General features: G+C 45.8%; 13 protein-coding genes. 3 read left to right on the forward strand and 10 right to left on the reverse strand.

The features are described from left to right. Positions 1-422: 422 nt before the first annotated feature. Positions 423-1,748, reverse strand: a complete 1,326-nt coding sequence (locus AC6H04_RS03795; RefSeq protein WP_497570487.1) for a cytosine permease — start codon at positions 1,746-1,748, stop codon at positions 423-425. Positions 1,749-1,977: 229 nt separating this feature from the next. Then, positions 1,978-2,388, reverse strand: coding sequence for a hypothetical protein (locus tag AC6H04_RS03800; RefSeq protein WP_497570430.1), 411 nt, complete (start codon positions 2,386-2,388; stop codon positions 1,978-1,980). A gap of 194 nt (positions 2,389-2,582) precedes the next feature. On the opposite strand from AC6H04_RS03800, the gene AC6H04_RS03805 reads away from it, so the two are divergent. Further along, complete coding sequence (locus AC6H04_RS03805) at positions 2,583-3,527, forward strand: dihydroorotate oxidase (RefSeq protein WP_497570431.1); 945 nt, start codon at positions 2,583-2,585, stop codon at positions 3,525-3,527. A gap of 73 nt (positions 3,528-3,600) precedes the next feature. Here the strand turns inward: AC6H04_RS03805 and AC6H04_RS03810 are convergent, their stop codons facing one another. From AC6H04_RS03810 to AC6H04_RS03830, 5 genes are all read right to left on the reverse strand, one after another. Beyond that, positions 3,601-4,323 (reverse strand): DUF1003 domain-containing protein, encoded by a 723-nt coding sequence (locus AC6H04_RS03810; RefSeq protein ID WP_497570432.1) that lies wholly within the window; start codon positions 4,321-4,323, stop codon positions 3,601-3,603. A gap of 175 nt (positions 4,324-4,498) precedes the next feature. Further along, a complete protein-coding gene (locus AC6H04_RS03815; protein WP_497570433.1) occupies positions 4,499-5,197 on the reverse strand; it encodes a B3/B4 domain-containing protein in 699 nt (232 codons plus the stop codon). A gap of 229 nt (positions 5,198-5,426) precedes the next feature. Continuing rightward, positions 5,427-5,618, reverse strand: coding sequence for a hypothetical protein (locus AC6H04_RS03820; protein ID WP_098823952.1), 192 nt, complete (start codon positions 5,616-5,618; stop codon positions 5,427-5,429). A gap of 171 nt (positions 5,619-5,789) precedes the next feature. Beyond that, positions 5,790-6,662, reverse strand: a complete 873-nt coding sequence (locus AC6H04_RS03825; protein WP_497570434.1) for an RluA family pseudouridine synthase — start codon at positions 6,660-6,662, stop codon at positions 5,790-5,792. A gap of 17 nt (positions 6,663-6,679) precedes the next feature. Next, positions 6,680-8,431: a thiamine pyrophosphate-dependent enzyme gene (locus AC6H04_RS03830; RefSeq protein WP_497570435.1), complete on the reverse strand. Its 1,752-nt coding sequence runs from the start codon at positions 8,429-8,431 to the stop codon at positions 6,680-6,682. On the opposite strand from AC6H04_RS03830, the gene AC6H04_RS03835 reads away from it, so the two are divergent. Further along, positions 8,430-8,921: a hypothetical protein gene (locus tag AC6H04_RS03835; protein ID WP_497570436.1), complete on the forward strand. Its 492-nt coding sequence runs from the start codon at positions 8,430-8,432 to the stop codon at positions 8,919-8,921. The genes AC6H04_RS03830 and AC6H04_RS03835 overlap by 2 nt on opposite strands. Positions 8,922-8,982: 61 nt before the next feature. Here the strand turns inward: AC6H04_RS03835 and AC6H04_RS03840 are convergent, their stop codons facing one another. Together AC6H04_RS03840 and AC6H04_RS03845 are read right to left on the reverse strand one after the other, a co-directional pair. Then, positions 8,983-11,517: a M1 family metallopeptidase gene (locus AC6H04_RS03840; protein ID WP_497570437.1), complete on the reverse strand. Its 2,535-nt coding sequence runs from the start codon at positions 11,515-11,517 to the stop codon at positions 8,983-8,985. A gap of 136 nt (positions 11,518-11,653) precedes the next feature. Beyond that, the gene (locus AC6H04_RS03845; protein WP_497570488.1) at positions 11,654-12,409 is read right to left on the reverse strand and encodes a sulfite exporter TauE/SafE family protein; all 756 of its coding nucleotides are present in this window, start codon (positions 12,407-12,409) and stop codon (positions 11,654-11,656) included. A 75-nt stretch (positions 12,410-12,484) separates the two neighbouring features. Between AC6H04_RS03845 and AC6H04_RS03850 the strand changes: the two genes are divergently transcribed. Further along, positions 12,485-13,051 carry a TetR/AcrR family transcriptional regulator gene (locus AC6H04_RS03850; protein ID WP_497570438.1) on the forward strand — a complete coding sequence of 189 codons (567 nt, stop codon included), beginning with the start codon at positions 12,485-12,487 and terminating at the stop codon, positions 13,049-13,051. A 127-nt stretch (positions 13,052-13,178) separates the two neighbouring features. Here AC6H04_RS03850 and AC6H04_RS03855 read toward each other — a convergent pair whose 3' ends face one another. Further along, positions 13,179-14,138: a serine hydrolase gene (locus AC6H04_RS03855; RefSeq protein WP_497570439.1), complete on the reverse strand. Its 960-nt coding sequence runs from the start codon at positions 14,136-14,138 to the stop codon at positions 13,179-13,181. Positions 14,139-14,210 lie beyond the last annotated feature (72 nt).

Raw genomic sequence — 14,210 nt, forward strand, 5'->3', positions numbered from 1 at the left:
ACGTGTTGCACCAGGCAGGGACTTGCATCTAAGGGCAACGCAACAGAAATCCAAGCCCATGATTTCCGTTGCGTTGCCCTTAGACTCCAGTCCCTAAACGCCTGGTTCCACACTCTGCATCAAAAAAGCCCCCCCAGTTTTTAACTGAAGGGACTTTCCCAGTAACAGGGTGGCTAGCTAGCACTGAGAAAATCAATTTCTTAATTTTCACTTACCCGTCATTCAGATACGATTACTGGCTCAGCTTTACACTGAGCACTCAAAGCGCATTGTAGCGCCATCCATGGCAATTTTGTCAAGTTTAGCGACTAGCGACGTTTATCAAACTACATTTAAAGACAAACTTCAAAAGTATTTCCAGTAATAGCCAGCCATATCCTGTCACTATAGTAAGAATAACATTATCAAACCCCGTTGGAAACCTATTTAACCTGCTTTTGCGTGAATTTCATCAGAATACCGTACAGCACCATACTTAGTAAAATAACCACGAACGTTGCCCCAATGGTATTCGCAATGATTGCCACGTGTTTGAGTCCGATGTAACAAGCCACCGATACTGCCCACACTAGAATAGCGATCCAGTTAACGCCGCCTTGGTACCAATACTGCCCGTGCGCCTTCGAGAAGTCATCAATTTGATAGTTCCGCCGCCGCAGCCAGAAATAGTCTGCCAGAAAAATACCAATTTCTGGTCCAAGCACCATGCCGATACCATCCAGAAACGCTGTAAAAATCGTCAGGAACGATGCGACAAAGATTGGCAAAAACGTGACGGCCGTTGCAATCAACGTCACTACCCATAAACTTACCGTCAGACTTAGCCGACGCGTCATGTTGGTCAGCGCCGATCCAGCTGACATGAGGTTCACCGCGTTAGCAGTGGTACTGGTCAAAATAATCACGATCATGGCTAAGAACCCTAAACCTAACTTGCTAGCAATCGTACTTGGATCAGAATTATTCGGATCAAAGTGATTCAGCGTAATGGCGGTTCCAATGGTGGCAATCAAGCCGATAAAGGCGAACCAGAACAGGCCCAAGTTCGCACCAAGGAAAGAAGCTTGGGTGGCATTCTTCTTCACACCGGTAAAGCGAGAAAAATCACTGGCTGCAGTTACCCAAGCTAAGTTAAATGCTGCCAAGACATCAACCGCAGCGCCTGGCGTCATTTTTAAATTGTGAGGCGGCTGCCAACTCATAATTTCGTGGAAGGAAACCGTCTTAAAGACCACGATTGATTCCCAAATCACAAAGATGAAAACTAAAACGATTCCCACCCGTTCAATCATCTGTACGGATCGCTGCCCTACCGAAATACTCAGAAGGTGAAAAATACTCATCACGATGATACCCACTGCCAAGCCCATCGTACCGCCGGGCTTGCCATAGACTGGCCAACCAAACAGATCATGAAATAAATAACTCATTGAGGTTGCGGCAATAAAGGTATTCACCGCAGCCCAGCCGATAAACTGTACAAGATTAATCACTGATGGTAAAAGACTGCCACGCAGCCCAAAGGATGCCCGGGTCAGAGTCATGGCAGTTAGCCCCGTTTTATAACCCATATAACTAGCAGCTGCCAACAACAAATATGAAATAATACCAGTCACAATCAAAGTCGTTGAAGCCGTTAAAAAGCCACAGGCAGCAATCACGCCGCCAATGTACCAAGTCCCGTTATTGGCATTGGCACCAACCCAGGTGGCAAACATATCCCAGTAAGACATGTGCCGCGCGCTCATAGGAATTGCGGGCACCCGTCCTAACCCATTCTTTGCCAACTCAACCACTCCTCATCTCGAATTATAGTAAAAAAACACCCCTATGCCCGCAGGTATAGAGGTGTCGTATTTTGCTGTCGCCAGCGCCGACCCTTTATTAGCCTCACGGGACTAAATTTAAAAGGTTTATTAATTTCATCCAGTATAGATTTCCGCACGCGTGTTGTCAATACGCTCTTGAAAACAAATCTTAGTCAGCAATCTCATGCCACTCGGCTTCGTCAGCCCGAGAAATATCGTTCAAAAACTTCAAGACGCGTTGCGCACGCTTGTCTTGTTGTGCAAACAAACTGTTCAAACCGGCCCCAGTGGTTAACGGTTGACCCAGTTTCAGCTGTTTATCCTGCCGGGTGCCTTCCGCAAAAGCCACCACCATTTCACCAGTATCAATCGTGGTAAACAGGAAGAATAGGCTGTACGGATCATCATCCGTCAAGTATGCGGGCATTGCCCAGATACCTTCCTGCAGTTCACGAAGTTCAGAATTACCAAACTTATAGTCTAGGTGATTCTGCTGGTTGATTGGCGTTTTTAAAAACAACATCATTTTAGCGAACTTATCGTCACCAAGCTTTAATGCTACCTGATCATTTTCACTCATCATTGACCCCCTCTAAACATTTAAGCTCTATCTTACCAGTTTTTGACCACAATTGTCTGCTGAAACTTTCGGTAAGCGTTAAGTTGTTCACCCGAAATAGCTTGTTTGAAATCTCACTTGACGCTGGCAAATTTATACTGTAAAGTTAACGGCAATTGAAGACCAAATAAATTCAGACAGGGAGCTGATTTTTGATGACGAGTTTAGCAACGACTATTGGTGGCAGAACTTTTGACAACTGTATGATGAACGCAGCGGGAGTCCGTTGCCAGAATAAACAGGATTTGGACGCACTGGTGGCCTCTAACGCTGGTGCATACGTCACTAAGAGTGCTACGCCACAGAAACGAGCGGGCAATCCGTCACCTCGGATGCACACTTTGCCTAAAGGCAGTATTAACTCCATGGGGTTACCAAATAACGGCTTGGATTATTACTTAGATTATGTGATTGATGACCAACGTAAACGTCCTGACGCTACCAATTTTCTTTCCGTAGCCGGCACAAGTTTGGAAGATAACTTAGCCATGCTGCACCAGATTCAAGAATCTGAATACACGGGTTTCGTCGAGTTGAATTTGTCGTGTCCTAACGTTCCTGGCAAACCGCAAGTTGGTTATGATTTTGACCGGGTCAATACCGTACTGGATAAGGTTTTTGAGTTCTATACTAAACCACTGGGTGTCAAACTACCGCCTTATTTTGATCTGGTTCACTTTGACCAAATTGCAGCGATTTTGAACCAATACCCACTTACCTTTGTCAACTCCATTAATAGTATCGGTAACGCACTAGTAGTTGACCCCCAGACTGAACAAGTAGCCATTCGTCCCAAGGGTGGCTTCGGTGGTATCGGTGGCGCTTCAGTGAAACCAACTGCTTTAGCCAACGTGCGTGGGTTAGCATTACGCTTGAAACCAGAGATTAAGATTATTGGTACTGGTGGTATTTTAAACGGTGTCGATGTGTTTGAACACATTTTATGTGGTGCTTCAATGGTTCAGATTGGGACTCAATTCGGCTATGAAGGCACGCCACTATTCGACCGGTTAGCGAAAGAACTCAGAGAAATCATGAACCAAAAAGGCTACACGAATATCAATCAATTCCGTGGCAAACTTAAAACTTTTGATAATTAACGTCATCAATTTTAGAATATAGCGTAAGAAAGCGCTGTTCCGGCAATATTTGTCGAAACAGCGCTTTTTGAGTTCATTCTTGATGCTCCCGCAACTCCGCTAACTCAGAGCGAATCTCCGAGAGAATTTCAATCTGTAACTTCTCAATCTCTAGGGTATGAGGAATTTGATTTTGAGAGAGGTGATCTAGCTTAGCATGTAAGATTCGTAATTCGTGCTCTGATTTCAAGTTGACGTGGTAGTCGTTTTCAGCGGCCATCCGGTCACGATCAGCTGAACGGTTCTGACTCATCATAATGATGGGCGCTTGAATCGCAGAGATACAGCTTAGAACCAGATTCAACAAAATGAAGGGAAAGTGGTCAAAGTGGACACCAAATAACTGTAATCCGTTAACCAGCATCCAAGCAATCAGGACGAACACGAAGATCCCGATAAAGCCCCAACTCCCACCAAAACGAGCCACGTTATCCGCCACCCGCTCGCCAACAGTCAGACTATTCGTCAGGGTCTCGTTCACATCCGTGATTTCGTAGTCATCGCTTTGCATGGCCCGTGTCAGCTTACGATTGATTTTTTGACTTTGTTTTAAATCCGAGTTAATCATGGCATCTACGTTGGCCAATCGATACTTTAACAAATGGTGACCACAAATAAAATCCGTCACCTTCGCTTTGGGATAATCGTGCTTGACCCGCTGACGAATCGCCGTGGATAAATCTGCAAGGTACAGCCCCTCATCGATGTGGTAAGCTTTGCCATCCACAATGCATTCAACCGCTTCGTTCTCCGCCATGATGTTCACTCCCTTTCCCTAGTATTTTACCGCAAAACACCGGTGCAACAAAACTCAAATTCCAGAATCTAACCTAAAACAAGCCCCTCTCGGCGAACTTCGTCGGGATAGGCTTGTTTTGCGGAATCTGGTTTTTAATGAGTAATTAGGTTGTACAGCCATGCTAATTTGAATCTTAATCATAATTAACAGTGCTAAGATCACGATCCATAAAGACCGTTTCGGTTTTGGCACCCAAATACTTTTCGATCTGATCAGTTAGCTCTTTGACAGTCTTCTCGTGATCCGCTTGCCATTCTGGCTTCAGACATTCAATATACATGGTCGCATCAGTAGTGTCATCACGAGTCTCAACCCGTTCAGCATCACGCCAGCACCAGCAACGGCTAATCACGCCGATCTCGTCCTTATAAATCACCTCACCTGGCAAAGCTGGTTCAGGCTCTTCTTCACTGATTGCATGAAAGGGCTCGCCACCTTTGGCCACTGTCAACCGAATATCACCTTTTAAAGACGCGGTGTCCATGCTGCCACAAGGATATCCGGTTCGTAATGAGAATGCATTATAAAGATCCACTAACGGATTAATGGAACGTACTGGGTTGCCATTTTTTGCCCGTTTTAACAGGTTCTCAACGGCATAACGAGCTCCCTTTTTGGTTTTGAACTTACGGAAAGCCTCCCGCCACTCCTGTATAAATGGGTTGGCGCTGATGGGATCTTCCGGTATCAAATCGGCCGCATGTGCGTTGGCTTCTGCCAAAATTGAAGCTGGAATCTGAGCGTGATTATTCAGACCATTGACGCGGATCAAAGCGATCCGAACCTCTGGAAATATGTCCCAAAATGGTTTCTCAATAACAAACTGACTCATTGCTCTCGTCCTCCTAGATATACATGATATGTATATTGTACACCATAAGCGTCAGGTGACCCACCTTTTTTGAAAGGGCTATCATTAGCTATTACATAAGCGTTTAGCTTCTTGAAGGAAACTAAAAACACCCCCAACAAACGCGCGGTTTGTAGGAGGTGCTATTTGAAAATTGTCTGAGTACGGTGTTTCAAATTAATGGCGACAAACTGATGTCTCCAGCAACGGTCTATTCTGTAACTAAGTCCTTGTCAACAAACGGTTTTTTGGCAGCCTTTAAAGATGCCTTCATTTCAGCCATGTGCTTAACAAACTTGTCGTCCTTAAGGTCACAGTCAAACCACGATAATTCAGAAAGGTTTTCGTCCATCTGGTCCAAAATCTTTGCAATCGCCTGCTGTGACTCATCATTAGTTGTCATCAAATTCACTCCTTAGTAGTTTTTACAATTGCCATAATACAGAATTTCTAGGGAATAGCAAGCGTTTTACACTAGAAAGTTTATTATGAGATGAATTCTTAATTTAATCTGTTTTTTCAACATCATTTACTCAGATAATCATGCATTGGGTTGCATCATTTTTCAAGTTACTCACTTAATTATTTTCAACATATCGGCCGGTAAATCAGCTTCAAAGTGACGGACTGCGGTTGTAACTGGATCTTGATAATCTAATTGGTATGCGTGTAAGGCCTGCCGTTTGATTTGATCCAGAGGACCACCGTAAAGTGCATCACCAAGCAGTGGATGACCAATGGATTTGAAGTGGGCCCGAATCTGATGGGTGCGACCAGTGTGTAGCAACACTTCGACCAACGTCCAGCCCTCACTGCGCTGACGCACCCAATACTCGGTTTGCGCTGACTTACCGTCTGCTGCAACGATCTGATCAAAGCCATCATCTGAACGTCTCAAAGGGGCATCGATCATGTCGTGGTCTTTTTCTAATTGACCGCTAACGATCGCCAAATAACGCTTTTTCAATCGGTGATCCGCTAGTTGCTGATTGAACCAGGAATTAGCTAGCCGATGCTTGGCGACCAGCACTAGGCCGCTGGTGTCTCGATCCAGTCGGGTAATCATATGAGGGACGAGGTTTTGGTCACCCATAGCGACTAAATGGCCCTTCACTCGGTTGACCAGTGTATCGGTTCGGTTACTGGGACCGGGGACTGAAGTGAGCCCAGCAGGTTTCAAGACTACCATGGCGTTTTCATCTTCACTAATGACCTGCAAGGGCGCTGAACTAACGGGTACCTCTGGATCAGCTGATTCCACTGGCACCACCAATGTTACTTGATCATCCGGCTTCACCTTAACAACCGGCTTCACCGAAACGCCGTTGACCAGTATTTGTCCGTTACTTTGGTTCAGTTGCGTAAACATCCGGTGACTGACGCCATGCTGCCCCAGCACCTGTTTGGCTGACAAACCAGGTTCGTCCACCGTCCACGTAAATTCCATTTAACTTTACCCCAATCTTATTTATCGGCTTCAAGCCGGTTTAAAATTCTTCTTAATGACGGATAACGGTCACCATCTAGATGATACTTAACCCGAAACTGCCCAACCATCCGGTCAGAGTACTTGTCTGGATCCAGCTTCATGGTATTGGTATCCAACGGTGCTTCATCCGTCACTATGGCATCCAGCACGATTGGCTTTTTATCACCTGCTGCCAAGTGCTGCTTAATGGTTTCAACAGCTGCTTTCAGCGTCGCATCGTTGGTAACTCGTAGGCCAATAGCCCCCATATTTTCAGCGACTCCAGCCCAGTTAGCATTCATGAACTTTAGCGCATAATCACTTTGACCAGCCTTGGCCTTTTCCTGACGAATAAAGCCGTAACCACCGTTTTCAAGAACCACGTTAATCACGGGCAGCTGATACTGAACTTGGGTCAAAATATCTTGGACGACCATTGAAAACCCACCATCACCAGAAACCGTGATCACCCGGCGATCTGGATAAGTTAACTGAGCCGCAATCCCAGCAGACAAAGCGTAACCCATGGCGCCAAACCATGATGACATGGTCATGACCTGCCCATCACCAAACGGCAGCATCCGAGTTGACCACACGGTATTATTACCAATATCCAAGCCATAAACGGTATCGGCAGTAACCAGTTGAGACACTTGACGCAACACGGCTTCAGGTGTCAACAAGCCATCAGGACGCGCGGCCACCCGTTCGTCCAAGTACCCGTGCCAATTTTCCCGTGCAATATGACAAGCTTTCAAGAAATGACTTTCTGGCAAAGCTTCAGCCTGAGCTTGAAGCACTTGGTTTAAGTACGTTTTGGCATCCGCCCGAACCATCTGCGTCGCTGGGAACTGTTCACCAAGTGCCTGTCCATCGTTATTGATCTGGATCGTTTTAATCGTTTTTGGCATAAACCGCATGAACGGATAGCTGGTACCCACCATCACAACCAAATCGGCCATGTGCATTGCCTCGAAGGCGGGTTGCGTCCCAATCGTTCCCTGGGCACCCAGATTATTTGCGAAATTAGTGGGAACATAACCCACTGCTGGTGCCGTTGTGACCACCGGCAACCCAAACTTTTCGGAGAAGGCCACGACTTCTGACTGCGCGTGGCGAATCCCAGTACCCACCAACATGACGGGATGTTGCGCCTGCTTAATCAGCGAAATCGTTTCAGCGACTTGCTCATCGGTTCCAGCTAAAATGGGTTGTGCCTGGCTTTGAATCGGTAATGCTTCATACTCAATTTCAACGTTAGCCAAATCGTCTGGAATAATGACTACCGATGGGGATTGCGTATCATAGGCCGCTTGAATTGCCGTCCGAATCGTCCCCGGAATCTGTTTAGCGTCACTGACCTGCCGATGAAAGGTATCTAAGCCCGCAAACAGTTCATCTTCATCCATATCTTGCAGATAATGGGTGTTCATCATACTGGTGGCGACGTTGCTGATGATGACTAACATTGGCGTGTGATCCATTTTAGCGTCGCATAAACCGTAAATGAGATGAATAGCACCCGGACCCACTGCGGCCAGCGCCACGCCAATTTTACCCGTTAACTTAGATTCAGCCGCTGCGGCCAGCGCACCAACTTCTTCGTGGCGAACCTGAATGTAACGGACGAGATCCTGCTCAGCTGCAAAACCATCAATCAGTGAATCTGCCGGAATACCGTAGACGTGATCAACCTGCCAATTTGCTAATTCTTTTACCAGTGCTTCGGATGCCTTCATCTGTGTCATGACGATTCCTCCTACATATAAATTACCTTCATTTTACCATGTTTACACCGTAAAATATTTTTTGGCTGATACTTGTTATCTCAGCGGTCAAATCAACAATCCGCTATTTAACTCTGCTGAAGTTTCAGCTATACTAGTAAAAAAGAACATTTGTTCTGAAAGTGATGTGAATCAGTTGAATCCCACAGAGTTACAAGATTATCTCACTGCTAATAGTCAAGTCGAAGCGCGCTTCATGGAAAGGGCACTCCCTTATTTAAATGCTGAAAACCTTAAGCGCGCACCAGCACGTCGTTACAACGACACCATGGTGCAGCGTCAAGCAGACAAACTGTACAGCCAATTCGTTGAACAAGTCCACGGCAAGATTACTCAGCAGCTGCGTGGCGAGCAAAACCAGCAGGCATGGCTCAAACTCATTGAGCAAAATAACTTACTGGAAGAACTAGAAGATTCCATGTCAGAACTTAACTTCGGTGACGAAGAATAGTTCGTACAATAAAACAGACAGCATCTCAACTGAGATACTGCCTGTTTTTTTGTCTATTAAACTACTTAATCTCACCGGCAACTGCTTGATTCACAGCGCCTTTTTCAGCTTCAATCAACGCTACCCGGCTTTCAATCACCTTAATATCCATGGTGATCTCACGGGTCAAACCTGGCGTATTAAGTTTGGGTTCGAAGAAAGCCTTGAATTCAGCTAATCGATCAGCTGTCTTGAAGACACCGGCTGTAACGGTGATGTAAGTGGAGAATTCCATGTCGCCACCAACCGTGTCTTCCAGCCATTGCCAATCCGTGCGAAGCCAATCCCACGCCGCCTGTTCGCCGTGAGAATTTGCCAGCACCCCTCTGAACCAGCCACGAAGATCTTGCGGTTTGATCACATCCGCATTTTCAAACTGCCCAATAGTTTTCTTGATCAACTCAGCGTCTGGCGTACTGGTCAAAGCACCACGAATATTGGCTTTGTAACTGCCATCTGCGGTCTGTTGATAATCAGCTAATAACTGATCAAACAGTTTTTCGTTACCATAATGCTTCACTTCATTGGTCAGAATCAAGCCACGAATATCAGCCGACAACGTTGCTAACTGCGTCTGATTATCTTGGAAAATTTGGTGAGCAGCCGCAATGGCAGCCGCATTTTGGGCGTATAATGCCGCGCTCAAAATCATCGGCCGTGACAGCTGATCATCGATAGATTCACCAGCTACTGGTAACCAGCCGAGACGTTCAACTTGAGCAGCACTGAGTTGATCAAACAGTTGCTGCAGCTGCTTTTCTGCCGTTGAATCAGGTAGCACAAATTTCTTTAAATTATTCGCTAACGTATACAAGGCGGTGATGACCACCGCTTCATGACTATCAGCAAATTGCTTCAACAGTGGCACAACACTAGCGTAGGAAATCTGCCGACCCTCTGCTAATAAACGCAGATCCTGCATCAACTGCAGCTGAGTAATAGCATCGAACTCATCCACGTGAGCTAAAATATCGTTCAGTAATGTCTCATCGTAATGTACGATAAAATGAGAATTATTCCCCACGTTCACACGGAATGGTTCCCCAAGACGTTTACGAACGTCATCATAATTACCTAGAGACAGTTTAGCATCTTTGAAAATAGCCGGCGACTGTGAATCATTACTATTCAACGGAATTTGCCATTGTCGCCCAGCATCTTTGCCGTCGCCAATAAAGAATTGGTGCTGTTTTAAGGTCAGCTGACCATCGACAACTTGCGCATCCACCACTGGATAACCTGGTTGTTCCAACCAAGAGTTCATGATGGCGCCAATGTCTAAATCAGAGGCGTCACCCAGTGCTGACCATAAGTCGGCACCGGTGGCATTGCCATACTGGTGAGCTTCAAAGTATTTCTTTAGCCCCTTACGCAGTGCATCGTCACCCAATAATGAACGCACCATCACCAGCATCCGAGCACCCTTGGCGTAAACGATGGCACTGTCAAACAGCGCATCGATTTCTGCGGGGTCCTCCACTTGCACGTGAACGGATTGAACACCATCAGTGGCATCCCGGTTCAGTGCCATTGGTGCCTCACTGGTCTGGAATAATTCCCAGATGTGCCAATCAGGTTCAAGGGCGTCCACCGCCACGTATTCCATCATGTTGGCGAAGCTTTCGTTAAGCCAGAGATCATCCCACCACTTCATGGTCACTAAATCACCGAACCATTGGTGGGCTAATTCATGAGCAATGACTGTGGCGACCTGCTGTTTCATTTCCAGCGAGGTGTTGTCAGGATCTAACAGCAAGTAGGCTTCCCGATAAGTGACCAAGCCCCAGTTTTCCATAGCACCGGCTGAAAAGTCAGGTAGTGCCAATTGCCATGAGTGTGGCAGTGGGTATGGGGTTTGATAGAAGTCTTCGTAAAATTCAATGGAGCGCTTGGCAATATCCAAAGCGAAGTCCAGTTCGTTGCTCTTATGCGCTTTAGTACCGAAAACGCCCACTGTCACACCACTTTTGGTCTTGGTTTGCTTTGTTTGTAGCTCACCGAAGGCAAAGGCAATCAAATAAGTGGACATTTTCATGGTAGTGTCGAAATAATGGACACCATTTTCTGTGCGAACTTCCGGCATATTACTGATAATGGTTTCACCAGGATGTTCGTCAAATTTGATGGCTAAATCAAAGGTGGCCTTAGCTTCTGGTTCGTCAATTCCTGGGAAGGCTTGACGGGCAAAGGTCGTTTCAAACTGAGTGCCGATGATTTGCTTCTTTTCGCCGTTAACTTCATAGTAAGAGGGGTAAATCCCCATCATGGAATCAGTTAAAGGTGCGGTATAGGTCACCGTCAGCGTGGTTTCCCCAGCTTGTTTGAGGTTGATGCGAATGGCTTCAGCAGGTTGATCTAAGTTAAATTCGACTGCTTCCCCATCCGCCTCAACAGCAGACACGTTGAGAAATTTCTGATGCAGGGAAATCGCTGTTTCAGAAGCGTTTCCTGTAATCGTGGTTTTACCGGAAATCAACTTTGTTTCCCGGTTAATATCTAGATATAAGTCATAATGACTTGGTTGAAAGGTCTCATAAAAATGATTTGTTTCTGTCATGGATTGGCCCCCATTTTTGGTAGAATACATCTATTATACGACTTTCCCTGCTCAGCAGGTGATTTGAACGCTTCCTTAGTCAAAAGGGATGATGATACTTGAGCTTCGTCGATACACAAAGCTCCTCAAACCGGCGTTAGCGAATGGTATTAATCCCCATAATCACCATCAAAACAGCCATGATGACCTGAACCATCGCCGCATGTGATGATCTGGCGATTCGCTTCATTAACAACGGCGCAATCAAGGCGCCAACTGCAGCTCCAAGCATCAATGGCAACCCTAACTGCCAGTCGACTTGACCCCCACTGATGTGCATCAGCGCACCAATGATACTTAAACCAACTAAAACATAAGAAGACGTGGCAACGGCTTGAAAGGTATTTAAACCAAGAACTAACAGACCAGCCAAAACCGGACCGCCACCGCTCATACCGGCAACTCCCACCATCAGACCACTTAACACACCGTACATCGAAGCCATCAGTAACGTATGGGTCGTGTGTGAAGTTCGGTCACCTTTTCGGATAATGATTCTGAGCCCTAAAATAACCAGAATCAGCCCCAGCGCCCAGCGGTAGATCACTTCTGGAATATACGGTGCCAATAACGCGCCAATCACAACAGCCGGAATAGCAGAAATCAACATCTGATTGCCAATCCGAAAATTAATTTGTTTTTGCCGATAATAGCCCCATGAACCGATAATCACAGAGGGCAGCGAGGTCACAAGCGAAGTGGCAGCTGCTGATAGCGGTGAAATTTTAAACACGGAAGCTAACAACCCAAGATAAATGGCACCTCCACCACCGCCCAAGGAGATAACGATGACACCGATGATTAAACCAACAAATAGTAAGATGACCGTATCCACATTAACGTCTTCTTTCATGACCAAATTTTAGTATTTACACCTTGTAATTATAAATGACTGTGTGTAAAATTCAATCCAAAGGGGCGAATATTTTTGACAAGTCGAACTTTGAATAAAACAAAAATCATCAATACTGCCATGGAGCTGATTGCCCAACAGCAGCCGTTAACCTTCTCTAACATCAGCAGGCGATTGGGCATCCACTCGCAGGCACTGTACAATTATTTTCCTGATGTCACGGCACTGAACGCTTCCATCGATGAGGCTTATAATGCCGATTTACTGGCTAAATTACAGCAGCAACTCCTAGGTCTATCGGGTGAAGTGGCCGTTCTTAAGTTTGCGTTTGTTTGCCGGCAATACGCACTTGAGCGCTTTAAACTCACGCAGTTCGTACTGGCAATCCCCCGTGAACTATTAAATCATGATCCCAATCAAGTACCAAGTTCTCAAGCATTGAGACAAATTCTGTATCAGTTATTGCTGAAACTCGATATGCGTGATGAGCGCCGTTTGAATGTCACCCGAATGATCCGTAATCTCATTATTGGTGAAATTGTCAACGTTGGCCGTGGTTGGTTTAAAAACAACGCGGTTAACGAAACCGATAGTTTCAAACAGATGCTGTTGGTGGCGCTGCATCATTTGGAGGAGTTATAAGTGAGCTAATAGCAAGTACACGCAGATTCAAAACGTTGCAAATAGGGCACAGCCAGTAGAAACCCCAAACCAGGATTTCCGTTGGCTGTGCCCTATTCTCCACTCTTTAAACGCTTATTTTCACACACTATTTAACACCATACAGCTGATCAACCTTATTCGTAGTCGTTTTACCATACACAATGGTTTGGATATTCTTCGTGATCCGAGCAATCTTCGGAAAACCACTGAATCCTGATTGACCATGGCCGTGAGTCATAATGGCGATGGCGTATCGCTGCCCATTTGGTAAAGTCACGATGCCCGCATCGTTGTTATACGACCAGAGCCAACCAACTTTGTCGGCAGTCTTTGACCCCTTAGTAGCTTGGTTGGCGCCAGCGGGAATACCGGAGCGGTAGACCTGGCGACTCATCAGTGACAACACCTGACTACGATTTGACGCATTATTGAATGGGGAACGGCCCTGATCTAATTTACGCATCACGGAAACCAACGTTGCGGAAGTGGTTCGGGCTGCTCGACCCGCAACAAAGGGATGTGAGTACCAGCCCTGTTTCTTAACAAAGCGATTCATGTTGCTTAATCCGTATGAACTTAAATAACTTTCCGCAAAACCGTTTTGACTGTGTAAAATCATTTCTTTAAATCCGGTTGACTTCAGGACGCTCTTGCTCAGCGTTCCCGAATTAATCCGAGATAGAATATTAGTCACAATAAACATTTTATAAGTGCTTGCTGACGTGTAAGCTTTATGCGCATTAGGACTCTCCACAGCTAACTGACCCGCTTTGTAAAAACTGGCAGTACTGCTGGCACCTGCGGGAGTGGCAGACTTAGCCCCCAGGTTATAAAAAGAAACACTGACTGTGCCATCTTTAGTGACCGAATTAATATACTTCTGCAACTGCTTTTTAACTGCTTTTTGCTGACTACTAACTTCTTCTTTAGCGGGTGCGGCATGTACGGAAGTGCTGACAAAACTCACACTAAGAAATAGAACAACTGCGGCAACGATAAAAACGAACGCTCGGAAATGTCTTTTTAAAAATTGCTGATAGCGCGTCATCCTCGTCTGTCTGTCCATGGCTGGTCATTCCCTTCAGCTTATTTTACTGTTATTATACACTTTCGCTCGCTAAATTAGTGGTTCTGTGAT

Source organism: Secundilactobacillus sp. MJ173 (genome assembly GCF_059704265.1).